The organism is Sanguibacter massiliensis, assembly GCF_900240335.1.
In the GTDB taxonomy this organism is placed as follows: Bacteria; Actinomycetota; Actinomycetes; order Actinomycetales; family Cellulomonadaceae; genus Flavimobilis; species Flavimobilis massiliensis.
Map to the genome: position 1 here is coordinate 353642 of NZ_LT964979.1, position 17968 is coordinate 371609.

General features: G+C 70.2%; 40 protein-coding genes and 1 tRNA gene. 6 read left to right on the top strand and 35 right to left on the bottom strand.

What is annotated here, in order from left to right; all coding sequences use genetic code 11:
* Nucleotides 1–53: 53 nt before the first annotated feature.
* The 11 genes from C1729_RS01615 to C1729_RS14455 form a co-directional block, all read right to left on the bottom strand.
* Nucleotides 54–434: a beta barrel domain-containing protein gene (locus C1729_RS01615; protein WP_102508129.1), complete on the bottom strand. Its 381-nt coding sequence runs from the start codon at nt 432–434 to the stop codon at nt 54–56.
* The gene (locus C1729_RS01620; RefSeq protein WP_102508132.1) at nt 431–802 is read right to left on the bottom strand and encodes a hypothetical protein; all 372 of its coding nucleotides are present in this window, start codon (nt 800–802) and stop codon (nt 431–433) included. Before C1729_RS01620 ends, C1729_RS01615 begins: the two co-directional genes overlap by 4 nt.
* Nucleotides 799–987: a hypothetical protein gene (locus tag C1729_RS01625; RefSeq protein WP_102508133.1), complete on the bottom strand. Its 189-nt coding sequence runs from the start codon at nt 985–987 to the stop codon at nt 799–801. The genes C1729_RS01620 and C1729_RS01625 overlap by 4 nt, the downstream gene beginning before the upstream one ends.
* On the bottom strand, nt 984–1592 hold the full coding sequence (locus C1729_RS01630; RefSeq protein ID WP_102508135.1) for a hypothetical protein: 609 nt from the start codon (nt 1590–1592) through the stop codon (nt 984–986). The genes C1729_RS01625 and C1729_RS01630 overlap by 4 nt, the downstream gene beginning before the upstream one ends.
* On the bottom strand, nt 1589–1930 hold the full coding sequence (locus C1729_RS01635; RefSeq protein ID WP_102508137.1) for a DUF4326 domain-containing protein: 342 nt from the start codon (nt 1928–1930) through the stop codon (nt 1589–1591). Before C1729_RS01635 ends, C1729_RS01630 begins: the two co-directional genes overlap by 4 nt.
* Nucleotides 1927–2112 carry a hypothetical protein gene (locus tag C1729_RS01640; RefSeq protein ID WP_102508139.1) on the bottom strand — a complete coding sequence of 62 codons (186 nt, stop codon included), beginning with the start codon at nt 2110–2112 and terminating at the stop codon, nt 1927–1929. Before C1729_RS01640 ends, C1729_RS01635 begins: the two co-directional genes overlap by 4 nt.
* Complete coding sequence (locus C1729_RS01645) at nt 2109–2684, bottom strand: hypothetical protein (RefSeq protein ID WP_102508140.1); 576 nt, start codon at nt 2682–2684, stop codon at nt 2109–2111. Before C1729_RS01645 ends, C1729_RS01640 begins: the two co-directional genes overlap by 4 nt.
* Nucleotides 2681–3097, bottom strand: coding sequence for a hypothetical protein (locus C1729_RS01650; RefSeq protein WP_102508142.1), 417 nt, complete (start codon nt 3095–3097; stop codon nt 2681–2683). The genes C1729_RS01645 and C1729_RS01650 overlap by 4 nt, the downstream gene beginning before the upstream one ends.
* 77 nt (nt 3098–3174) lie before the next feature.
* On the bottom strand, nt 3175–3684 hold the full coding sequence (locus C1729_RS01655; protein ID WP_102508144.1) for a hypothetical protein: 510 nt from the start codon (nt 3682–3684) through the stop codon (nt 3175–3177).
* A gap of 1 nt (nt 3685) precedes the next feature.
* Nucleotides 3686–4246: an HNH endonuclease gene (locus C1729_RS01660; protein WP_165375388.1), complete on the bottom strand. Its 561-nt coding sequence runs from the start codon at nt 4244–4246 to the stop codon at nt 3686–3688.
* A 109-nt stretch (nt 4247–4355) separates the two neighbouring features.
* Entirely contained in the window at nt 4356–4727 is a 372-nt protein-coding gene (locus C1729_RS14455) for a RusA family crossover junction endodeoxyribonuclease (protein ID WP_165375389.1), read from the bottom strand.
* 90 nt (nt 4728–4817) lie between these two features.
* On the opposite strand from C1729_RS14455, the gene C1729_RS01670 reads away from it, so the two are divergent.
* Complete coding sequence (locus C1729_RS01670) at nt 4818–5000, top strand: hypothetical protein (protein ID WP_102508148.1); 183 nt, start codon at nt 4818–4820, stop codon at nt 4998–5000.
* 59 nt (nt 5001–5059) lie between these two features.
* On the opposite strand, the gene C1729_RS01675 is transcribed toward C1729_RS01670, so the two are convergent.
* The 19 genes from C1729_RS01675 to C1729_RS01760 form a co-directional block, all read right to left on the bottom strand.
* Complete coding sequence (locus tag C1729_RS01675; RefSeq protein WP_102508150.1) at nt 5060–5293, bottom strand: hypothetical protein; 234 nt, start codon at nt 5291–5293, stop codon at nt 5060–5062.
* Nucleotides 5287–5688 carry a single-stranded DNA-binding protein gene (locus C1729_RS01680; RefSeq protein WP_102508152.1) on the bottom strand — a complete coding sequence of 134 codons (402 nt, stop codon included), beginning with the start codon at nt 5686–5688 and terminating at the stop codon, nt 5287–5289. The genes C1729_RS01675 and C1729_RS01680 overlap by 7 nt, the downstream gene beginning before the upstream one ends.
* Nucleotides 5685–5942 carry a hypothetical protein gene (locus C1729_RS01685; protein ID WP_102508153.1) on the bottom strand — a complete coding sequence of 86 codons (258 nt, stop codon included), beginning with the start codon at nt 5940–5942 and terminating at the stop codon, nt 5685–5687. Before C1729_RS01685 ends, C1729_RS01680 begins: the two co-directional genes overlap by 4 nt.
* Nucleotides 5939–6178: a glutaredoxin domain-containing protein gene (locus C1729_RS01690; RefSeq protein ID WP_102508155.1), complete on the bottom strand. Its 240-nt coding sequence runs from the start codon at nt 6176–6178 to the stop codon at nt 5939–5941. The genes C1729_RS01685 and C1729_RS01690 overlap by 4 nt, the downstream gene beginning before the upstream one ends.
* Nucleotides 6175–6603 carry a WhiB family transcriptional regulator gene (locus C1729_RS01695; protein WP_102508157.1) on the bottom strand — a complete coding sequence of 143 codons (429 nt, stop codon included), beginning with the start codon at nt 6601–6603 and terminating at the stop codon, nt 6175–6177. Before C1729_RS01695 ends, C1729_RS01690 begins: the two co-directional genes overlap by 4 nt.
* Nucleotides 6590–6850 (bottom strand): hypothetical protein, encoded by a 261-nt coding sequence (locus C1729_RS01700; RefSeq protein ID WP_129590633.1) that lies wholly within the window; start codon nt 6848–6850, stop codon nt 6590–6592. Before C1729_RS01700 ends, C1729_RS01695 begins: the two co-directional genes overlap by 14 nt.
* Nucleotides 6847–7380, bottom strand: a complete 534-nt coding sequence (locus tag C1729_RS01705) for a hypothetical protein (protein ID WP_102508161.1) — start codon at nt 7378–7380, stop codon at nt 6847–6849. Before C1729_RS01705 ends, C1729_RS01700 begins: the two co-directional genes overlap by 4 nt.
* Nucleotides 7377–7643, bottom strand: a complete 267-nt coding sequence (locus C1729_RS01710) for a hypothetical protein (RefSeq protein WP_102508163.1) — start codon at nt 7641–7643, stop codon at nt 7377–7379. Before C1729_RS01710 ends, C1729_RS01705 begins: the two co-directional genes overlap by 4 nt.
* Nucleotides 7644–7724: 81 nt before the next feature.
* Nucleotides 7725–8645 (bottom strand): hypothetical protein, encoded by a 921-nt coding sequence (locus tag C1729_RS01715; protein WP_102508165.1) that lies wholly within the window; start codon nt 8643–8645, stop codon nt 7725–7727.
* A gap of 61 nt (nt 8646–8706) precedes the next feature.
* A complete protein-coding gene (locus C1729_RS15145) occupies nt 8707–8835 on the bottom strand; it encodes a hypothetical protein (protein WP_277985798.1) in 129 nt (42 codons plus the stop codon).
* On the bottom strand, nt 8832–9374 hold the full coding sequence (locus tag C1729_RS01720; RefSeq protein WP_102508166.1) for a hypothetical protein: 543 nt from the start codon (nt 9372–9374) through the stop codon (nt 8832–8834). The genes C1729_RS15145 and C1729_RS01720 overlap by 4 nt, the downstream gene beginning before the upstream one ends.
* A gap of 1 nt (nt 9375) precedes the next feature.
* Nucleotides 9376–10053, bottom strand: coding sequence for a lambda exonuclease family protein (locus C1729_RS01725; protein ID WP_102508168.1), 678 nt, complete (start codon nt 10051–10053; stop codon nt 9376–9378).
* A gap of 86 nt (nt 10054–10139) precedes the next feature.
* On the bottom strand, nt 10140–10532 hold the full coding sequence (locus tag C1729_RS01730; RefSeq protein ID WP_102508170.1) for a hypothetical protein: 393 nt from the start codon (nt 10530–10532) through the stop codon (nt 10140–10142).
* Complete coding sequence (locus tag C1729_RS01735) at nt 10529–10789, bottom strand: hypothetical protein (RefSeq protein ID WP_129590634.1); 261 nt, start codon at nt 10787–10789, stop codon at nt 10529–10531. Before C1729_RS01735 ends, C1729_RS01730 begins: the two co-directional genes overlap by 4 nt.
* Before the next feature lie 5 nt (nt 10790–10794).
* Nucleotides 10795–11190: a beta-sandwich lipoprotein gene (locus C1729_RS01740; protein WP_102508174.1), complete on the bottom strand. Its 396-nt coding sequence runs from the start codon at nt 11188–11190 to the stop codon at nt 10795–10797.
* 70 nt (nt 11191–11260) lie between these two features.
* Nucleotides 11261–11494, bottom strand: a complete 234-nt coding sequence (locus tag C1729_RS01745) for a hypothetical protein (RefSeq protein WP_102508176.1) — start codon at nt 11492–11494, stop codon at nt 11261–11263.
* A complete protein-coding gene (locus C1729_RS01750; RefSeq protein WP_102508178.1) occupies nt 11491–11817 on the bottom strand; it encodes a hypothetical protein in 327 nt (108 codons plus the stop codon). Before C1729_RS01750 ends, C1729_RS01745 begins: the two co-directional genes overlap by 4 nt.
* A 3-nt stretch (nt 11818–11820) precedes the next feature.
* Nucleotides 11821–12003: a helix-turn-helix domain-containing protein gene (locus C1729_RS01755; RefSeq protein ID WP_102508180.1), complete on the bottom strand. Its 183-nt coding sequence runs from the start codon at nt 12001–12003 to the stop codon at nt 11821–11823.
* Nucleotides 12000–12308, bottom strand: coding sequence for a hypothetical protein (locus tag C1729_RS01760; protein WP_102508182.1), 309 nt, complete (start codon nt 12306–12308; stop codon nt 12000–12002). Before C1729_RS01760 ends, C1729_RS01755 begins: the two co-directional genes overlap by 4 nt.
* An 84-nt stretch (nt 12309–12392) precedes the next feature.
* Between C1729_RS01760 and C1729_RS01765 the strand changes: the two genes are divergently transcribed.
* On the top strand, nt 12393–13223 hold the full coding sequence (locus tag C1729_RS01765; protein WP_102508184.1) for a hypothetical protein: 831 nt from the start codon (nt 12393–12395) through the stop codon (nt 13221–13223).
* 86 nt (nt 13224–13309) lie between these two features.
* On the opposite strand, the gene C1729_RS01770 is transcribed toward C1729_RS01765, so the two are convergent.
* From C1729_RS01770 to C1729_RS01775, 3 genes are all read right to left on the bottom strand, one after another.
* Nucleotides 13310–13573, bottom strand: coding sequence for a hypothetical protein (locus C1729_RS01770; RefSeq protein ID WP_102508186.1), 264 nt, complete (start codon nt 13571–13573; stop codon nt 13310–13312).
* A gap of 115 nt (nt 13574–13688) precedes the next feature.
* Nucleotides 13689–13865, bottom strand: a complete 177-nt coding sequence (locus C1729_RS14460) for a KOW motif-containing protein (RefSeq protein ID WP_165375390.1) — start codon at nt 13863–13865, stop codon at nt 13689–13691.
* Between the two features lies 1 nt (nt 13866).
* The gene (locus tag C1729_RS01775; protein ID WP_102508188.1) at nt 13867–14115 is read right to left on the bottom strand and encodes a helix-turn-helix domain-containing protein; all 249 of its coding nucleotides are present in this window, start codon (nt 14113–14115) and stop codon (nt 13867–13869) included.
* Between the two features lie 85 nt (nt 14116–14200).
* On the opposite strand from C1729_RS01775, the gene C1729_RS01780 reads away from it, so the two are divergent.
* The 3 genes from C1729_RS01780 to C1729_RS01790 are packed head-to-tail and all read left to right on the top strand — an operon-like array spanning nt 14201 to nt 15672.
* Nucleotides 14201–14518, top strand: a complete 318-nt coding sequence (locus C1729_RS01780; RefSeq protein ID WP_102508189.1) for a helix-turn-helix domain-containing protein — start codon at nt 14201–14203, stop codon at nt 14516–14518.
* 44 nt (nt 14519–14562) lie between these two features.
* Nucleotides 14563–14946: an ImmA/IrrE family metallo-endopeptidase gene (locus C1729_RS01785; protein ID WP_165375391.1), complete on the top strand. Its 384-nt coding sequence runs from the start codon at nt 14563–14565 to the stop codon at nt 14944–14946.
* A 42-nt stretch (nt 14947–14988) separates the two neighbouring features.
* Entirely contained in the window at nt 14989–15672 is a 684-nt protein-coding gene (locus C1729_RS01790; protein WP_102508193.1) for an Rv1352/Rv1906c domain-containing protein, read from the top strand.
* A 144-nt stretch (nt 15673–15816) separates the two neighbouring features.
* On the opposite strand, the gene C1729_RS01795 is transcribed toward C1729_RS01790, so the two are convergent.
* Nucleotides 15817–15893, bottom strand: a tRNA-Ile gene (locus C1729_RS01795).
* A 161-nt stretch (nt 15894–16054) separates the two neighbouring features.
* Nucleotides 16055–17287 (bottom strand): MFS transporter, encoded by a 1233-nt coding sequence (locus tag C1729_RS01800; RefSeq protein ID WP_242493673.1) that lies wholly within the window; start codon nt 17285–17287, stop codon nt 16055–16057.
* Between the two features lie 121 nt (nt 17288–17408).
* Here C1729_RS01800 and C1729_RS01805 point away from each other — a divergent pair, with 121 nt between their 5' ends.
* Entirely contained in the window at nt 17409–17966 is a 558-nt protein-coding gene (locus tag C1729_RS01805) for a hypothetical protein (RefSeq protein ID WP_102508195.1), read from the top strand.
* Nucleotides 17967–17968: the final 2 nt, after the last annotated feature.

The window sequence follows — 17968 nt, forward strand, 5'->3', positions numbered from 1 at the left end:
CTGCTGCACTCGCTTGCGCAAGGCAGCGCGCTCGTCAGGGGTGATCGGGGCGGTCATCGGTCGGCCTCCTTCCCGAGGTGCTTGGCCACGAGCTCGTCGAGAGCCTCGAGGAACGCCTCGTCAAGGCGGAGGCTGCTGTCGTACGGATACACCCGCGCCTCGCGCAGTCGGCGGTTTCGACGCTCGATGCGGTCCATCTCCGCGGCCTGCTCGGGCGTGACGATGTAGACCGGCTGCCACATCTCGGTGTCCTTCTCGACGCCGGTCTTCAGGTTGAAGATCCGCTCTCGCGGGTAGGGGTCCTCGAAGGTGGCGGTTCCCCACACACGGCCGACCTTCGTGACGACGGCGGCAATCGGCTGGGGCTCGACGCCCTGCCGTCGGGGCCGCTTGATGATGACCTTCTGGCCCAGGGCGTACCCGTGCTTGCTCATCGGTCGTTCTCCTTCGGGGTGGTGTCGATGTGCGCGGTGATCGCGGCGCGGACTTTGCGTGCGACGTCGGCCTTGGTGCACGCGTCGTGGCTCCACGGGTAGCGGTCGGCGCGCGCCTCGATCCGGTCGCACTCGGCGAGCACGTCGCGGATCGCGGCGGACAGGGCCGGGACGTCGGTGCGGGCGTGCGCGATGAACTCCGCGTCCGCAGGCGATGCGGTGGCGACAGGTTCGCGGTCGTCAATCGGGCCGGACCAGTCGCTCGCCCCGGTCCAACTGGTGGCTACGTGCGACCCGCTCGCCTCCCGCGGTCCTTCGGTGGCGGCGTCGGCGCGCTGGGTGATGTCAGCAAGCGACGGACGGGTCATGACGGGTTCTCCTTCGTGGCGTAGTGGTCGCACATGTCGGCGTGCGCCTGGGCTCGGGTCGCACGCAGCGGCGACCCGTCGTAATCGGCGCGGTACAGCGGGGCGAGTGACGAGAACCGGCCGATCGCGGACGTCGAGCCGTACAGGGAGTGCGCGTACCCGCAGCGCTGGCAGGGCGGCGTCATCGGTCGGGCTCCTTCGGGGTCGTGCGGACAGCGGTCTTGGCAACGGCGCGCATCACCTGCGCGCGCACGTGGACGGGCATCGGCTCAGGCGTGAGCAGCGGTGCCCGGACGACGACACGGAGACGACCGCGCGCGTCCGGGGCGAGGTGCCCCCAGCCGTCGGGCAGGTCGCCGCGCACGACGTCGCGCGGGGCGACGAGCCACCACCGGTCGCAGTAGCGCCGCCACGCCTCGGCCTTCGTGGGGTCTCGGAGTTCGGTGAGCCAGTCGGAGCGGCTGATCTTCACCTCGTGGCCGTGGAGCACCTGACGACGATCGCCATCCGCCCGCTCGGGACCCCACGAGGCGGCCTTGGTGCCGTCAGGCAGGAGCCACTCGTTGTAGGTGTCCTGCGCGAGGAAGTCGGCGATGCGTTCGCGGCCGTGCATCCACGAGCCGCCGACGTTGGAGACGTGCTCCGCGACCGCGTACCGGCGGGTCGTGGTGCCCTGCTGGACGGCCGCGTACCGGGAGTGCAGCATGTCGAGCACGTCACGCTCGGTGAACACCGCGTGGCGCGTCTCCGGGTCACGTGCGGGGGCGAGCCCCAGGTCGAGCTCGGTCATGGTCGCTCCTTCGGGTTGGCGAGGTCGAGCAACACATCCCCGTGGCACGGGGAGTCGAGCGGGCACCAGCACGCAAGGTCACGGCCCGCGAGCTCGGGCAGGTGTTCGAGGACGAGCGCGGCGTCGACCGTGGGGTGGTGAGCGGTGAGCCACGCGCGGTAGTCCCGGACGGCGCGCTCGGGGGTGCGGGCCATGTCGCCGTATCGGTGGGTCTCGTAGTGCGACCCGACGCGGAACGGGTTGCCCCATCGGCTCGGGCGGGCGACGATCACGGCGTCCGGGTGCTCATGCCGCCACGGACGCTGACGGGTCATCTGGATGCGACGCGGGGCGGTCATGCGGCGGCCCACCAGACAGCACCGATGAAGCACGCGCACGCGAGGGCGAACACGGTCCAGCCGATGCGGGCAGAGCGCTCCCTCGCTTCCCACCCGCGGCTGACTTCCGCCGAGACGCCGAGTGCGATGGCGGCGACGAGCAGCACGACCCCAGTGACGGCGAGGGCGCCCCACCCGCTCATCGGTCGGTCCTCGGGGTGATCGCGTCGAGCAGGTCGGTGCGCCACGAGGCGAGCGTCGCCGGTCGCGCCAGGGGGAACGTCAGCGTCACGCGCCACTCGTCTGCCTCGCCGTCAGCGACGATGCTCGCGAGCGCGTCGAGTGCGTCCACCGAGACCATGCGCGCGACGTCCTCGCGGGTCGCGGACGGGGCCGCACCCAGGAACGGGAGAGCAGCCGACAGCGCGGCGTAGGCGATCATCTCCGCGCACTGCGGCACAGCACCCGCCCCGTACGCAGCAGCGGCCGCGAAGGCTCGCTCACGCCGCACGGCCGCGGTCGCCGCCTCGACGGCGGCGTCCGACACCACCTGAGCGGGCGTGGACTCGGTGCGCGCCTCGGACGGGTCGTGCACGACGGTCGCGGGCAGGTAACGCTTCGCGTTCGCCAGGGACACGAGGCCGGCCTGGGCATACTGGACGACGATCTCGCGGTTGACCCGGTCGATGAGGCCGAGGTCGCCGTGCTTGTCGACGATGCCCGACCCAACAGGCAGGGCCTCGAGCTCGGACGGGTCAGTGATCGTTCTGGTCATCGTGATCTCTCCTTCAGTCGGTCGATGTGCGCCCGCACGTCGTCGGGCATAGGAACGCCCCCCGGTTCAGTCACGCGGGGGGCGGTGGCTTCGAGCGTCTCGCTGCGACACGCGCCGCAGTTGTCGACCCGGTACGAGCCATGACCAGGCTCAGGGCACCGGTCGAAATGCAGCGGGGTGCCGTCGCCGATCGCACGACCCCGCCAGTGGTCACCCGGCAGCGCGATAACCGCCGGCGTGCGGACGCTCGGGTCCTGCGCCGCGTACAGGGCCGCGTGCGCCAGGTCCCAGCCGGTGCCTCGAGCTCTCGCGTCGGAGAGTGCCTTGAGGATGCCGGGGGTCTGCCAGTCGGGGCGCATGGTGGCGATGAGTGCGGCGAGGGCTTGTGCTTGGTCTCTGGTGATGGCCGTCATTCATGCGTCTCCGGGGCCTCGCGTTACGTAACGTAACGATGAATGAAGTACTTAGGGGAAAGGGGAAAGGGAGTTGCCTAACCCTTCCCGGAAGGGTTCCCCGAAGGGTTCCCTGATGCCCTCGCGAGGAGTCCCGCGAAGCCCTCGGGGTCAGCGGCCTGGTAGCCGCCCCACCCGCGCGCTTCGGGTTGCTCGGCGAGAAGCCTCACAAGCTCGACTTTCACGGCTTCCCTGATGCGCTCCGATTCGACCTTCCGCAACGCGCTGACCAGCGCCTTCGTAACGTTCGGCTGCTTGAGCAGGCCGTCGTGCCGGACGTAGGAGCGGACGAGGATCTCGGCGGTGTCGTGGTCGATGACCAGGAAGCGGCCGGCCTCGAGTGCGTCGAGTGCGGCGGTGACCTTGCGTGCGGAAAGATCACGAGCCACCCTCGCGAGGCGCACGGGGATGAGGGGGAGGACGCCGCAGTACGAGAGGGCTCGTGCAGAAATCAGCGAGAGGTACACGGTTTGCTGCAGCGACGTGAGCGCTGTCCACTCGGGGTCGTCCCAGATGTCGACGCCGATCCGAGCGTGATCGCGGGCCACGTCACACCACCTCTCCGTTCTCGATCGCGGCGCGCGCGACGTCCTCGATGGCTCGAAGCTTGTTCCAGCAGATGCCGCAGAAGTAGCGCCAGCGGGCACGCTGGGGGACCCCGTCGGCTGCGGCGGCGATGTTGATCGCGTCGTGGATCTCGTGTGCGGGCAGACCGCGCGTGTAGAAGCGCCACACCGTGCTGTCGGTCTCGACGCTGAGCTCGGCCCACTGGGGCATGACGGCCGCCCACCGCTCGACGAAGTCGTTGATGAACACGGTGCGGTCGGCGAGGTCCTTCGCCGCGCGCTCGGCCGCGAGGTTCATGGCGGCGGCCCATCGGAGCGCGTCCTGGTCGACGTCGGCGACGAGCGACTGGTCCGGGGCGCTTGACCCCTTGCCTGCGTTGCACTCGCGGCAGGCTGCGACGAGGTTACTGGGGTCGTCGCTGCCGCCGAGCGCTACGGGCGTCACGTGGTCGATCGTGAGCGGGTTGCTGTCGCTGCGGCAGTAGCGGCAGGTGTAGTTGTCGCGGCGAAGCACCTCGTAGCGGGTGCGCTTGGAGACTGCCACGGCTACTCCTTTCGTGCTCGTGCCACGGGCCGGTGTCCGTGGATGAGTTGGTGTCGTCGGATGCTGTCGGGGTCGTGCGGGTCGAAGCGTGCGCCGCATCGGCAGGTGGTCATGGGGTCTCCTTGATGTGGAATGTGAGGCGGGTGGACTTGGGGATGCCGCTGAGGTCGGGGTCGACGCGGAGGTCGGGGCCGGTGAGGTGCCGGTCGTCGTCATCGGGGAGCAGGCCGTAGTCGATGAGCCCGTCGATACAGGCCTTGACCGTGACGTAGAGGTTGTGGACGTCGCGGCGTCGGCGGTCGGGCCAGGCGGCGTGCACGGTGATGTGCGCGCGGTCGAGGCGGGGGGCGGTCTGGGGTGCGGCGGCGGCTGCGGCGGCGCGGCGGGGCAGCTTGACGATGGCGGGGCGTCGCATGTGGTGCAGGCGTTGGTTGGCGGTGAGGAGGTTCTGCGCGCCGACGGTCATGGTGACGGTGTGCACGGCGGCTCCTTTCAGACGTTCAAGCCGCGAAGCGGTCGCGTCGAAGAAGTGGGCGGACAGCGCAGGGCTGTCCATTGATAGGAGGCGGAGATGAATCCGATGATCGGCAGCGGTTGGGACGCGGTCGTGGACCAGATCGACGAGAGCACGCCGCTGGCACACGAGGTTGCGAACACCGCAAGAAGATTCGGAGCGGGGCACACGACAGGCGGTGCCCTTCTCGCCGCGGTTCACGAGCTCGAGAAGCGCGTGATTGCTCTCGAGTCGAAGTAGCCCCTAACGCCCGAGGCCCCGTGCTCTGTGGGCGTGAGCGCGGGGCCTCGTGGCCTGGGTCAGCGGGTGCCGCACTCGCGGCAGGGTGCGTCGTCGCCGTCGCGAGGCCAGTCGTGGGTCACACGCGCCTCATAGGTGAGGAGGAAGGATGTCCCGGCGTCCTCGGCGTCGGTGAACAGGACCCCGATGCACGGCGCTGCCTTGCTGCCGAAGAACGCGACCGCTCGCCTCGTGGCGTACCGGGATGCGCCCGCTGCGTCGTCCGACTCGACGACGCCCTTGAGCGTCACCACGGGGGCTCCTGCGACGACGCCTGTCCGGCCCACGGGTCCTGCGCGGGTGCGGCGGTGCGGGTGGCCCGCTGTGCGGTGGGGATGACGCCGACCTCCTGCGCGCGGATCTCCCACACCGTGCGCTTCTCGCCGTCGCGCGTCTCGAAGTCGCGGGACTCGAGGTCGCCGGTGAGGACGACGAGAACGCCCTTGGTGACGACGTCGGCGGCGGCCTCGGCCTTCGCGCCCCAGAGCGCGAACCGGTGCCAGTCGACTCCGCTGTCCTCCCACTCGCCTGCGGCGTTTCGGGAGCGCTTCTGCTTCGCGACCGACCCGTTCAGCACGGCCTTCCCGGACGGCGTGAACTTCAGCTCGGCCTGCCCGATGCGGCCAACGACCGTGATCGGCGTGCTCATGCGCGCTCCTTGATGATCTCGATGCGGGCGCGGGTCCAGTCGCTGGGGACGAGGATGGCTGCGCCGTTGATCGTGAAGAGCGTGCCGACGGTCGGGAGGAACTTTCGATCGCAGATGTCGTCAGGCCCGATGAGGTCGTAGCCGTGCTCGACGCTCTCGAGGTGCCCCTGGTGGATGGTCTTGCCGTCCTCCCAGCGGACGAGCGCGCCGATGTGGTCGCCGTTCAACTCGCACGGGTGGATGCTCTGATTCATGCTGTCCTTCTTTCTGCCGCGAGTGCGGCGATGCGGTCGGGCCGGTAGCCGGACCAGTGGGTGCCGTCGTCGGTGACGACGACGGGTGCTGTGAGGTGGCCGAGTGCGCGGACACGCTCGGCGGCGTCGAGGTCGACAGTCACGTCGATGACCTCGTGGGGGATGCCGTGCCGGTCGAGCGCGCGCTTCGTCGCGATGCACGGCTGACAGCCCGGGCGCGAGTACAGGACCGTCATCGGGCCTCCAACATCGCGCGCCGGGACGCGGCGAGCTCTGGGTCTGGACGGTCCGTGATCGCGTCGAACGCGGCCGCAGTGGCCGCGCGACGTGCGGAGCCGCGCCACTCTTCGACGGCCTTCGTGAGCCGCTCGTGGGGGCTCACCTTCTGTCGCGGCTCCGGCTTGTACCCGGTGCGCCGTCGCAGGATCTGCCGGCGCTCGTCCTGGGTGAGGCCACCACGGATGCCGTATGTGCTGGACGGCGCGTTCTTCTCCTCGTCGAGCGCCGCGTCGAGGCACGCCTGTCGCACCGGGCACGCACGGCAGAGGGCGAGCGCCGGGCGAGCGTCGTACCCGTGCCCGCCACCCCTCCCGATGCGCTCCGGCGGGAAGAACACCTCCGTGTCCACGCCGCGACATGCGGCATCGTCAATCCAGGCCACGTCGGGCCTCCTTTCGTTCGGTCTCGGCGCGGCAGCGCGCGAGGTAGGCGGCGTCTGCGCGCCGCTCGGGGTGTAGGTCGTAGTAGCCGCACGCGACGCCCTGCTCGTCGCGCCACAGGGCGAGTTCGGCGGCGGTGATCTCGCCGTCGCGCATGCGGATGAACATCGCCTGGTCGGCGCGCATCCGGTCGCGGTGCGTCGCGGCGACGCTCGCCTCGAGGTCGAGCAGCGCGAGGAGGTCCATCACGCGACCTCCGCGAGCAGGTCGAAGATGTCCGGCTGCGTCGGGGTGACGGGCGCGCGGTAGGTGAGCGCCAGGTCGAGCAGCGGCGCGAGCACGTCTTGCTCGTGCTCGAACATCGTCGCCTCGGCGTCTGCGACGACGAGCTTCGCAATACGGCCGTGCATCCAGGGCAGGTAGGCGACCGCGTGGTGCTCCTCGCGGTATGCGTTGTTGCGGGCGCGGCACAGTGCGGCGTGCTCGGCGTGGGCGTCGCGGAGGCGCTGCGCGAGGTCGGCCGGGAGTGTGTCGACGTGGCCCTGGATGTCCTTCCACGTCGCTACGAGCGTCCCGTCGTGGTCGTCCAGCGTGCCCGACTTGATGCCGTGGCGCGTGAGCGTCGCCCAGCGCACGAGGCCGTCGGTGCGCCACCTGCGCGTGGACCCGTACATGCTCTCGACGAGCCACTTCTGCGACTCGCGCCCGCCGAGCAGTGCGGCTGCGAGCATGTATCCGCTGAGGTGCTCACGGATGACGGTGCACTGGTCGGGCGTCATGGCGTTGCCGGTGGTCGGGCGATGATGCCGAGCGTCTCGAGGAGGTCGCGAGCGTCGGTGGCGTCGCGGGCGTGACCGGCGACGACGAGCGCGACCCGGTGCCGCACCTCGTCGGTGAGCGCGGGTGTCGTCGACACGTAGTGGCCGGGGTTCGTGTCCGCGCCGGGGATGCGGGTCTGGAGGTGCGACCGCCGGATCTGGAAGAGTGCGAACGGGTTCGTCTCGCGCGGCGACACGTAGGTGCGCGGGTTCTGCGGGGCCATGAGGTTCTCTATCTCGTCAGGACGGCCCCCGCACCGTGCGGTGCGAGGGCCGTAGGGGTTCGGGCTCGTGGTGCGCGGCGGTCACGCGGCGTCCTTGATCTCGGCGAGCAGCAGCTCGGCGTGGTGGATCGACGTCCCGTGAGTGCTCGTCCGCAGCGTGTACTCCGCGATCGCACGCAGGACATCGGGTCGGCCCTGCTCGCGGGCCGCCTGCTGCACGTCCCACGACGATGACCGGCAGCGACGTGCGGCTTGCTCCGGGGTCTCCCCGCCGAGCACTAGGTGCATCCACTCGTCGAGGTCCAGCCCGCGCTCCTTGACGCCGACGTCCGGCGTCTCGGTGGGGTCGTCGATGTCGTCCCACGCGCCGATGCCGTGCCAGCCGTGCGCGCGCGCGACGTTCCGCGCGCGCGTCGCGTGGCGGCCCGCCGGCGGTGTGCGGCGCGACAGTTCGGCGCACAGGTCGCGCACGCGGTCACGGGTCGACACGAGCACCTCGATGCGGGAGCCGTGCAGGAGCAGGTGCGTCGTGCGGGACGAGAAGCCGAGGCGGGCGGTCAGGGATCGTGCGGTCCAGCCCATAGCGACGAGCGCGCGGAGGCGGCGCTGGGTGCCGAGGGAGTCGACGAGCCCCCCTCTCTCGGGGCCGTGGCGGTTGGCGCGGACCGCGAGGACGGCTCGCTCGGTCTTGCGGGCGACCCGCTTGGAGCGGCGTCCGTCGGGCGTGCCGAGGATGAGGTGGAGCGCAGTCGGGTGGATACCCGACCGCCGCGCGATCTGCCCCATCGTCAGGGTGTCCATGAGCGTCGCCAGGTGCGCGCGCGTCCTGTCGGCGGGGACGAGCGCTGACTGTCCGGTCTCGGCGCGGACGCGCGCGGTCTTCGCGCGACGGTTGGCGGCGGTCCGGCAGGGCTCGCACCGGCACTCGTCACGCTGGTAGCAGGCGTAGGTGCCGTGTTGGTGCCGTGCGCGTGGGTGGGTGCAGGCGGCGTTGAGGGTCATCGGTCTCTCTCATCACGAAGGCCCCCGCACTCTGGTGTGCGGGGGCCGTGCTGTCTGGGGGTTACTGGTGGCGGGCGACGGCTCGTCCTGCGGTCGCGCCACGGAAGAACGCCTGCGCGTTGCGCGCGGACTCGCGCGCTCGGTCGAGGAACACCTGCCGGGCGAGCCAACGCTCGATCGGATCGGTCACGACTCCGCGGCCTTGAGCTCGGCGACACGCGCCTCGATCTGCGCCCTGCGTTCCGGCCCCGACACGCGCCACATCTCCTTGAGCGCGTCCGTGTCAGTGCACTCCGCGACGGTCTCGGCGGGCGGCTCGGGTGCGACCGTCGACGGCGCAGTGTCCGGCAGCGGCTCCACCGTGTGCAGGGCGCGCTTCCCGCGCGTGACCGTGAGCGCGATGCTCAGCCGCTTGTCGATGTGCGACAGGTGGCTGATCTTCACGCCACCGACCTTGTCCCGCCCGAAGGTCACCTCGGGGTCGCGGTACAGGGTGAGGCGACGCCCGGTGTACGCCGTGGAGTCAGCACCCCAGGCGGCGACGAGCACGCGCCGCATGCTCTTGCTCGGGCGGTAGGCACGTCCGGGGAACTCGATGAGGCGCACGTCGACAGGCTGCTCGGCGTTGCCCGCGACGACCGACTCGACGGTCACGGTCACCGGCCCCCCAATCAGGTCATCTGCGTTGACCTGGTCAGAGCGCGGCGCGATGGTCTGCGTGAGGTCCATGTCAGATCACGATCTCCTTGTCGTAGTCGATGCGGTCGGTGGCGGGTCGGCCTGCGGTGAGGTCTGCGTACCGTTCGAGGTGCCCGGCGATCGACTGTTCGGCGAGCGAGACCGCGGCCGCGATCGCGTCGAACCAGCGCTGGTCCGGGGTGACGCGGATGACGTGCATGGGCATGCCACCGCACCAGGACACGTAGTCGATCCACTCGCGCCCCGACACGAGCAGCCCCGCCTGCAGCTGGGCGACGTTCGCGGCGGGCACGGTGTCGGTGAGGATCGTCTGCAGGTGCGTCTTCGCCTTCCGGCTCTTGATCTCGATGAGGCCGTCGTCGCCGACGAGACCGTCGGGGGAGTAGCCGAGCCTGACGCCGTCGCGCTCGAGGACCATGAAGCCGGTCTCAGTGACGGGTGCGTGGTGTTCGGCGTAGTGGGCGCGCGCGATCGGCTCGTCCATGACGCCGCGCCACATGTCGCTGTTCATGGGGATCTCGTCTGCCCAGCCGGTGATGCGTTCGGCGGCGAGCGACGCGATGAGACCGCGGCTCGTGTCGTTGTGCGCGGGCGCGATCTTCGCGGGGGTGATGAGCGCGCCGACGGTCGACGCGGTGACGATGCCGAGCCGCAGTTGGTGCCACGCTTCGGTGCCTTGGACGATGTCGTCGTGGATGGTGAGCGTCACGGGTCACTTCTCTCTGAGGTTGTCGAGCCAGATGCTGGCGGTGGTGATGAGGGTGAGGGCCACGACGAGCACCCAGTGGCCGAAGGTCATGCGGGGACGACCTTCGCGGGCGTCCACGCGGTGATGTGCTTGGGGAGGTGCCATCGGCTGCCGTCGATCGCGCGGGCGAGCGTCAGCCACTCCCCGTCGCCGTCGCACACTGCGAGGACGGGCGGGTCCAGTCGCTCGCCATGGCACTCGGTGACGAGGATTACGGACCCCGGCTCGGTCGGCAGAGACGGGGCCTCACGAGTCGCTCGGACGAAGGTGAAGTAACCGCTCCACACGCCGATGGCGTAACGCACGATCTCCCCTCCGAGGAAGAGGCGCCCATCCTCGCGCTTCCACAGCGGCCCGCTGAACTCGTGGCCCCGGTAGGCGAACGTGGCGACGTCCCCGACCCGCAGGTCGTCCCTGTTCGTGATCTCGATGACGGTCACAGTCCGTGCTCCCTCGCGTAGGCGTCGGCGGTGTCGCGTGCGGTGACGTAGGCGGCGGTACGCTCACGCAGCCGTGCGAACGTCACGATGGGGTCGCCGTCGGCCGGGTCGTTGCGGAACACGACCTCGCTAGCGGTCGCGACGAGCGTCGCCGCGAGCGCCTCCTCATCCCGCAGCCGGTCGAGCTCGTGCGCTCGCTCCCGCTGCTCGTCCTGCTGCTCCTGACGCGCGGCCAGCGCGCGATCTTCCATGCTCATCGTGGTCACCGTCCGCTCGTGCGCAGGTCGACGTCCGGGATGATCTGCTCGGGCTTGAAGACGACTCGATAGTGGTACTCGCTGACGTCGGCGGACTCGAGCTGCTCGACGAAGTAGGAGACGTTGTCGCTCAGCCCGAGGAAGTGCTTCTTGAACGCGTCCGGACCGACCTTGCACGTGACCTCGAGCTGGTTGCCCTGGTCGACGATCGAGCAGCGGCCCTCGATGGACAGCAGGTAGGTGTCGGTGATGCCGTTGAGGAAGACGACGCGGCGGTCGATCTCGAAGTTGTCGGCAGCCTTGGACAGGTTGTGCGACGCGACCTCGGCGTCCGGCGAGCAGCCGACGAGGGCGATGGTGGCGACGGCCGCGAGCGTGGCGGCCTTGGCGAGTCGGTTCATGAGGGTTCTCCTTCGGGTACGAGAAAGGCCCCAACGCGAACGCGCGGGGCCTGGGATGTTCAGGGGTGGGTCAGTGGCCGTAGCCGGGTCGCATGAGGTCGCGGATCTCGCGGTCAGCGCGCACGCGACGCGCCTGCTCCTGCCGCAACTGCCAGACCGCCTCCGCAGCCTCGGCGCGACGCAGACGTGCGTCCTCGTCGGCCTTCTGTCGTGCACGCCGCTTGGCGTCGTCGGCGGCGATGCGGTCGCGGATCGTCGCGGGCTTCACGTCACCCGACGCCGACAGTTTCGACCGGACGCTCACGACACGACCCGCTCAGGCAGGACCCCCGTGCGGGAGTACGTCACGACCGCGAGCGCCGACCGGATGTGCGCCTGATGCGCCGCCGACACGTCCACCCATGCGCCCTCCCACACCGGCTCCCCATCGAGAATCCGGTCGAGCAGCGACCGCTCACACTCACGCACCGTCACGCCCAGGCAGTCCGGGCCGAGCGACGTCGGGTCAGCCGCGAACACGTCCGCCGTCAGCCGCACCCAGCCGGGGTCGGTCAGGTCCGGCAGCGACGTCGCCTCCGCAACCGAGTCCGGCACCACGGCGGGCTTGCGCTTCCAGAACTTGAACATCAGTCACTCCTTCTCAGGCAGAGACGCCAGAAACGCCTCAAGGTCAGCGGCGAGGATGATCGGCTTCGTGCCGAGACGACGAGCGACCAAGTCGCCCGCCGTGATGCGTGCCTGCAACGTCCGCACCGGGATACCCGTCGCAGCCGACGCCTCCGCGTAGGTGTACGAGAGCTTCGACGCAGTCATGTGGTCTCCTCGGGGATGGGCGCGGCCAGGTGGTAGATCTGCGCGGCCTTCGTGCGGTTGCGGCTCGTGCTGTCGCCGTTCGGGGCGTAGCGGCCGGTGGGGGTGAGGTGTCGTGCGCGGACGAGGGCGCAGGTGACGGCGCCGATCATGGGCGGCGCGATCCAGTCGGGCAGCAGCGGGCGGATGTTGGCGATGTGGACCTCACCGTCGTGCTCGCGCGCCGCCTGGTTGATGGCGCGGCGGATCGCGGCCCGCGCGTCGGTGCGCCGCCAGTCGCCGGCGAGCGCGTCGAGGATGTCGGTCATGTCATTCCCTTCCTGGGACGACGAAGCCCCCGTCAGGCGAGACGGGGGCTTTCGTGTGGGGTTGGTGGTCAGTAGGGTTCGGGCATGGCAAACGCGGCACGGCTTCTCGGCGACCTGATCGACACGTGGGAAGGCCCCGCCCACCAAGCGCCAGCCAGCAACAGAGGCGCGGGCAGCGCCGACTCGATCGAGTTCTGGCGAGTCCATGCGCAGGCCGTCGGATACCTCGTCGAGATCGAAGAAGAGATCAACGAGCTCGCAAGCACCAACCCAGATGCAGAGGCAGACTCCTTCTTCGAGTTGCTCCCGCAGGTCTACAAGGCCGTGTTCGGGATGGAGCCACGATGGGGCGACGCCACAGGGAACGGTGGGAACCGGGCGGCCATAAACAAGACGGCGAGGCAGGATCTCCGTCGGCTCTCAGGTCTCCTAGCAACCACTGCCGCGCTGCGCGACCTCACCAATGACCAGTTGGAGCCCGTGCTCGCGGCGCTATCTACGGCACTGGACGAGGTCAAGAAGGCCGAGTTCGCTGAGCCGCGTCTCCGCGCCGAGCTCGTCGACATGTTGGCCCGCGCGATCGACATGGTGACAGGCACAGAGTCGACAACAAGGCAGAAGCACCGCGTGCTGCGTGACGCTTCCTCAGCGGTGGTCGTCGCATCCCGCGCGAAGGGCCTCAGCGAGGAAGCGCGCAACAAGATGGTCTCGGCGGCCGCCACCCTTGCTGTGGGCGCGGCGGCGATGTTCGGCAACGCGCTCGTCGACAACGCGGTCGATGCCGCGTTCGAGCCGTTCAAGCACTCCATCACAACTGGCGTCGAGAAGGCCCTACACCTGGTCGACTCGACGAATCTCGGCGGCGATGAGGCGGATGACATTGCCGTAGGCGATGGCGGCAACGAGAGCCCCTGATTCTCCGAACTCGGCCTGCGCTTGGTTGCGAAGCCGGATGACCCCGCCCTGGATGCGCCCGACGCACTCGGCCATGTCGAGATCGCTCACGCCGCCACCTTCTCTCTGGTCGCCACAGCCACCTGTGCGCGGATGATGCTGTTGACGACGCCCTCGCCCACGGGGTCGAGGTGGAGGCAGCGTAGGTCGCCGGCGGCCTCGAGCGGCGCGTCGACGTACTGCCGCACGTAGGCCTCGCGGCTGACGCGCTGCGCTTCCGTCCGGGACAAGCGCACCTGGTGCTCTCGGAGCGCGAACGCCCGCACCTCGTCGACGTACTCGCGGAACATCTGCGACCTGTTCGTGGGCATGGCGAAGTCCTTTCTGTGACACCCCGTGGTCGGGGCCGCCCGCGAGACGCAGGGACTTGGGTAGGGCAGGGCGCCGTGCTCGCGCGATGCGAGACGGCAGGGGGCGGGGGTGGGGTTAGAGCGGCTCGAGCTCGTTGGCTCGGAAGAACGCGTCCGCGGAGCAGGAGTCGAACTCGACCGTGTACGGGGCTGCGTGCTCTGGTCCCGCGTCCTCGACGATCACTCCGGTCTGACCGCGGTACATGTCGTCCGCAATGACGCGGACCACCTGCCCGACCCTGAGCGCGGCCACGTCAGGCCGCCTTCGCGGTGGCGGCGACCAGCGCGGCCGGGATGAGCGCGGCGGGGGAGACGTCGAGTGCCGCGGCGATGCGGAGGAGGTCTCCCATGGTGAGGCCGTTCGGCTCGCGGAGCCGACGACGGAGGGTGGAGTATGCGATGCCGGTCTCGTCGGCGAGGCTGTTGATCGAGAAGCGCTTCTCGCTGAGGAGGCTCTTGATCGGCTCGGGGACGCCGGTGAGGGTGTCTCGGTTGGTTGCCATGCGGCTAACTTAGCCATCCGGCTATTCGTGCGTCAAGTAGCGGCACGGCTAGACACTTAGCCGGAGCGGCGGTAGCGTTAGCCGCATGGACAGAGATAGAGAGTTCTCGCGACTCGTGGCCATCGAACTCGTCAGCGAGGGCAAGCGACGCGGCGTCACCCAGAAGCAGATCGCAGCGGCAGCCGGCATCGGAGCGCCCCAGCTCTCCTACTACGTCGCAGGCGTCCGCGGCCTCCTGACCGTCGGCACTCTGCTACGCGCGGCCGAGCGGCTCGAGATCAACCCAGAGGTGATCGTCGAACGCGCCTACGCCGCACTCACCCAGATGTCGCAGGCTGATGTCATGCTCGCGGCCAACAACCCCGGCTACCAGCCGGCTGACGAACAGGGGCGCGAGGATTGACAATCTCGTCTGACGAACTCGCGGACCGGGCTCTGCACCAGGGGGTGCGGGTCCGGTCCGCTGACATCGGGCACCTGCACGGGCTGTACGACGACGACGCCCGATGCATCACGCTCCACGTGTGCCTGACCGACTACCAGAAGCGGTCGACGCTCGCGCACGAGATCTCTCACGCGACGTGGCGCGACCGCCCGACACGCGACCGCCACGAGCACGAGCGCCGCGAGCGCCGCGCCGACGCAGACGCCGCCCGCACCCTCATCCATCCCGTCGACTACGCGCGCGCCGAAGCGCTCGTCGGCTCCGACCCCGGAGCGCTCGCCGTCGAGCTCGACGTCTCCAAGTGGGTCATCCTCGCGTGGCAACGCGAAGCGCGACACGGCCGCGCCTGGACCCGCGCTCAAGAGACCGACGCCGAGCGCCGATAGACCAACTGCGGCACATCGCCGCGCAGGGAACAGGGGGAGACCATGAACGACAGCATGCCGTCCGCCAGCAGCGGATCGCATCCGCCCGTCCCTCCGCCGCCCAGCGCCGAGGCAACGCCGGAGAAGCCCCGCCGCGCGCTCCCAGTCTGGGCTCTCCCCGCGGTAGCGGCCGCCGTCGCTCTCACGGTCGGCCTCGGCGCGGGAGCGATCATCGGGGGCTCGGGCGACGTCCGCGAGACACCCGAGTACGTCGCGCTCGCCGCAGAGCGCGACGCGGCCGCGGCCGAGCTCGCCGAGGTGAAGGTCGGCCGCGAGGAAGCGCAGGGACGCTACGCGGCGCTCGCAGAATCGCTCAAGGACATCGACGACCGCACGGCCGCGCTCGTCGAGCGGGGGAAAGAGCTAGACGCGCGAAGCGCCGACCTCGACGACCGCGAGTCCGGCCTGGACGACCGCGAGAAGGCCGTCGGCACCGCCGAGAAGAAGGCCGCCGAGAAGTCGTTCGACGACGGTATCTGGACGGTCGGCGAGGACATCAAGCCCGGCCGCTACAAGGTCACGGAGGCCGTCGGAGGATCCTGCTACTGGTCGATCACTCGGACCGGGTCGAACGGTGACGACATCATCGAGAACGACATCGTCACAGGCGGGCGCCCCGCCGTCGTCCTTCGCACAGGGCAGGACTTCACGTCCAACCGCTGCGGCACATGGATGCTCCAGGACTGACGAGCGCGACAAGACGCCCCCGACCTCACAGTGGAGTTCGGGGGCGTCGTCGTTTGTGGCTACAGCGGGGGGCCAGTTTTCGGCCTTGGCTAAAGGTGTGGCTACAGTGGGCCGCTGCTGATGCGCCAGGATCGGCGTGATTGCTGGTGAGGCATCTGGGGCTTGAACCCAGGACCGACGGATTATGAGTCCGCTGCTCTGACCGACTGAGCTAATGCCTCCGGGGGTCGGACGACCCCGGAACAATCTACCGTCCCGCGCGGTGCGCCCCGACGCTCCAGGATTCCGCGTCGATGGTCGCTGCCATCGACCATCGATGCGGATTCTTCGGAGAGTGGGATCCGGGAGCGGGGAGCGGGCGCCTGGAGCGGGAGCTGGGGCCCTAGGCCGCGAGGCCCGTCGGCCACGTCCGACGCTCCCACGCGATCGACGCGCCGAGCAGCGTGAGGCCGAGCGTCGCGAGCACGACCCCGACCCAGGCGGGCGCGAGGTAGCCGAAGCCCGCGGCGATGACGGCCCCGCCGAGCGCCGCGCCGAGGGAGTTGCCGACGTTGAACGCGGCGTGGTTCGTCGCGGCGCCGAGCAGCGCAGCGTCGCCTGCCGCGCCGATGAGCCGTGACTGCACGGCCGGCAGCAGGAGGCTCGACGTGAAGCCGAGGACGCACGTCGTGACGAAGAGCCCGACGGGTGAGCCGCCAGCGATCCCGAGGAGTGCGAGGGCCGCGATGTACGCGCCGAAGCCCACGACTGCCGCGCGGTCGCGTGCCCGGTCGGCGTAGCGACCGCCGACGAGGTTGCCGACGGTCATGCCGACGCCGACGGCCGCGAGGAGCCAGGGGACGGCGCTCTCGGTGAGCCCGGCACGCCGCGTTGCGGTCTCGGCGATGTAGGAGTAGACGGCGAAGAACCCGCCGAAGCCGATGCAGGCGACCGCGATCATGAGCCACAGCGGTCCGCGGCGGAAGGCCGCGAGCTCGGTGCGCGGGTCGCGTTCCGGGTCGCCCGGGACGTACGGCACGGTGAGGAGCACGGCGACGAACGCGACGGCGAAGATGCCCGCGACCGCGAGGTACGCCGTCTGCCATCCGGAGGTCTGGGCGAGCCACGTCACGGCGGGAACCCCGACGATGTTCGCGACCGTGAGCCCCGAGAGAGCGAGCGCGATGCCCTGACCCTGCTTGCCGGGGCCCATGAGGCGGGCGGCGAGCAGCGAGGCGACTCCGAAGTACGCGCCGTGGGGGAGCCCGGCGACGAAGCGGGCGACGAGCGTCGACGTGAACGTCGGCATGAGCGCCGATGCGGCGGTGCCGAGGACGAACGCCGCGAGCAGCCACAGTGTGAGGCGTGTGTGCGAGGCGCGTGCGGCGAGTGCCGCGAGCGTCGGGGCACCGACGACGACGCCGAGCGCGTACGCGCTGATGAGCTGACCCGCGTGGGCGATCGCGACCTCCGGGTCGGTCGCGAAGCCGGGGACGAGGTCGGCGGCGATCTGCGGGAGCATGCCCATCGAGGCGAACTCGGAGCAGCCGATGCCGAAGCCGCCGAGGGCGAGCGCGAGGAGCGCGAGCGTGCGACGGGCGGGGGAGAGCGGGGCGGGGGAGTTCTCGGTGGGCACGACGGACCTTCGGACGACGGGGCGGGGCGCCGACGTCGTCGTCCGGCCGCGGTTATCCTACGACGCGCTGTGAACGTTCACGCGACCGTGCCGGACACCGACGGCGGGCTACCGTGGACCCATGGCGCTCTTCCGCAGACCCGTCCCCGCCGTCCAGGCCGACCTTGCCCTCCGCACCGTCGGCGAGAAGGCCGTCGCCGGGACGCGCGTTGAGATCCTGCCCGACGGCGTCGCGCCGCGCGACGACGTGCGTATCGCCGACCTGCCCGAGCGGTGGGCGCTCGCGACCGCTCACCACGTCGTCGTCGAACGGGACGGAGATCCTCTCGTACGCCGCTGGTGCGACGTCGATCACGCCGCCGTCGACGCGCAGATCAACGTGCTGACGATCCGCTGGGCCGACGGCACACCGCCGACCCGCCTCCACCTCGTTGACCGCACGCCCCAGGCGTTCGCTCGCACGCTGCGCGAACGTGTCGTCGCGAGCGTCGTCCACCGTGAGAGCGCCGACCTGCCGGGCGGCGGGACCGTCCGTGTCGCGATCCGTCGCGACGAGCGTGACGAGCTGTTCTCCGAGGTGCTCGGCGACGGTCACGTCGACCTCTCCGACCCCGCGACGAAGGCTGTGGTGCAGGCAACAGAGTCCCGGGCACGCAGCGCGGTCGGACTCCCGCTGTAACA

Excerpts from the sequence above, each read along its gene's own strand:
- C1729_RS01615 (WP_102508129.1), bottom strand. The coding sequence starts at position 434 with ATGAGCAAGCACGGGTACGCCCTGGGCCAGAAGGTCATCATCAAGCGG.
- C1729_RS01620 (WP_102508132.1), bottom strand. The coding sequence starts at position 802 with ATGACCCGTCCGTCGCTTGCTGACATCACCCAGCGCGCCGACGCCGCC.
- C1729_RS01625 (WP_102508133.1), bottom strand. The coding sequence starts at position 987 with ATGACGCCGCCCTGCCAGCGCTGCGGGTACGCGCACTCCCTGTACGGC.
- C1729_RS01630 (WP_102508135.1), bottom strand. The coding sequence starts at position 1,592 with ATGACCGAGCTCGACCTGGGGCTCGCCCCCGCACGTGACCCGGAGACG.
- C1729_RS01635 (WP_102508137.1), bottom strand. The coding sequence starts at position 1,930 with ATGACCGCCCCGCGTCGCATCCAGATGACCCGTCAGCGTCCGTGGCGG.
- C1729_RS01640 (WP_102508139.1), bottom strand. The coding sequence starts at position 2,112 with ATGAGCGGGTGGGGCGCCCTCGCCGTCACTGGGGTCGTGCTGCTCGTC.
- C1729_RS01645 (WP_102508140.1), bottom strand. The coding sequence starts at position 2,684 with ATGACCAGAACGATCACTGACCCGTCCGAGCTCGAGGCCCTGCCTGTT.
- C1729_RS01650 (WP_102508142.1), bottom strand. The coding sequence starts at position 3,097 with ATGACGGCCATCACCAGAGACCAAGCACAAGCCCTCGCCGCACTCATC.
- C1729_RS01670 (WP_102508148.1), top strand. The coding sequence starts at position 4,818 with ATGAATCCGATGATCGGCAGCGGTTGGGACGCGGTCGTGGACCAGATC.
- C1729_RS01680 (WP_102508152.1), bottom strand. The coding sequence starts at position 5,688 with ATGAGCACGCCGATCACGGTCGTTGGCCGCATCGGGCAGGCCGAGCTG.
- C1729_RS01685 (WP_102508153.1), bottom strand. The coding sequence starts at position 5,942 with ATGAATCAGAGCATCCACCCGTGCGAGTTGAACGGCGACCACATCGGC.
- C1729_RS01690 (WP_102508155.1), bottom strand. The coding sequence starts at position 6,178 with ATGACGGTCCTGTACTCGCGCCCGGGCTGTCAGCCGTGCATCGCGACG.
- C1729_RS01705 (WP_102508161.1), bottom strand. The coding sequence starts at position 7,380 with ATGACGCCCGACCAGTGCACCGTCATCCGTGAGCACCTCAGCGGATAC.
- C1729_RS01710 (WP_102508163.1), bottom strand. The coding sequence starts at position 7,643 with ATGGCCCCGCAGAACCCGCGCACCTACGTGTCGCCGCGCGAGACGAAC.
- C1729_RS01715 (WP_102508165.1), bottom strand. The coding sequence starts at position 8,645 with ATGACCCTCAACGCCGCCTGCACCCACCCACGCGCACGGCACCAACAC.
- C1729_RS01720 (WP_102508166.1), bottom strand. The coding sequence starts at position 9,374 with ATGGACCTCACGCAGACCATCGCGCCGCGCTCTGACCAGGTCAACGCA.
- C1729_RS01735 (WP_129590634.1), bottom strand. The coding sequence starts at position 10,789 with ATGAGCATGGAAGATCGCGCGCTGGCCGCGCGTCAGGAGCAGCAGGAC.
- C1729_RS01740 (WP_102508174.1), bottom strand. The coding sequence starts at position 11,190 with ATGAACCGACTCGCCAAGGCCGCCACGCTCGCGGCCGTCGCCACCATC.
- C1729_RS01750 (WP_102508178.1), bottom strand. The coding sequence starts at position 11,817 with ATGTTCAAGTTCTGGAAGCGCAAGCCCGCCGTGGTGCCGGACTCGGTT.
- C1729_RS01755 (WP_102508180.1), bottom strand. The coding sequence starts at position 12,003 with ATGACTGCGTCGAAGCTCTCGTACACCTACGCGGAGGCGTCGGCTGCG.
- C1729_RS01760 (WP_102508182.1), bottom strand. The coding sequence starts at position 12,308 with ATGACCGACATCCTCGACGCGCTCGCCGGCGACTGGCGGCGCACCGAC.
- C1729_RS01765 (WP_102508184.1), top strand. The coding sequence starts at position 12,393 with ATGGCAAACGCGGCACGGCTTCTCGGCGACCTGATCGACACGTGGGAA.
- C1729_RS01770 (WP_102508186.1), bottom strand. The coding sequence starts at position 13,573 with ATGCCCACGAACAGGTCGCAGATGTTCCGCGAGTACGTCGACGAGGTG.
- C1729_RS01775 (WP_102508188.1), bottom strand. The coding sequence starts at position 14,115 with ATGGCAACCAACCGAGACACCCTCACCGGCGTCCCCGAGCCGATCAAG.
- C1729_RS01780 (WP_102508189.1), top strand. The coding sequence starts at position 14,201 with ATGGACAGAGATAGAGAGTTCTCGCGACTCGTGGCCATCGAACTCGTC.
- C1729_RS01790 (WP_102508193.1), top strand. The coding sequence starts at position 14,989 with ATGAACGACAGCATGCCGTCCGCCAGCAGCGGATCGCATCCGCCCGTC.
- C1729_RS01805 (WP_102508195.1), top strand. The coding sequence starts at position 17,409 with ATGGCGCTCTTCCGCAGACCCGTCCCCGCCGTCCAGGCCGACCTTGCC.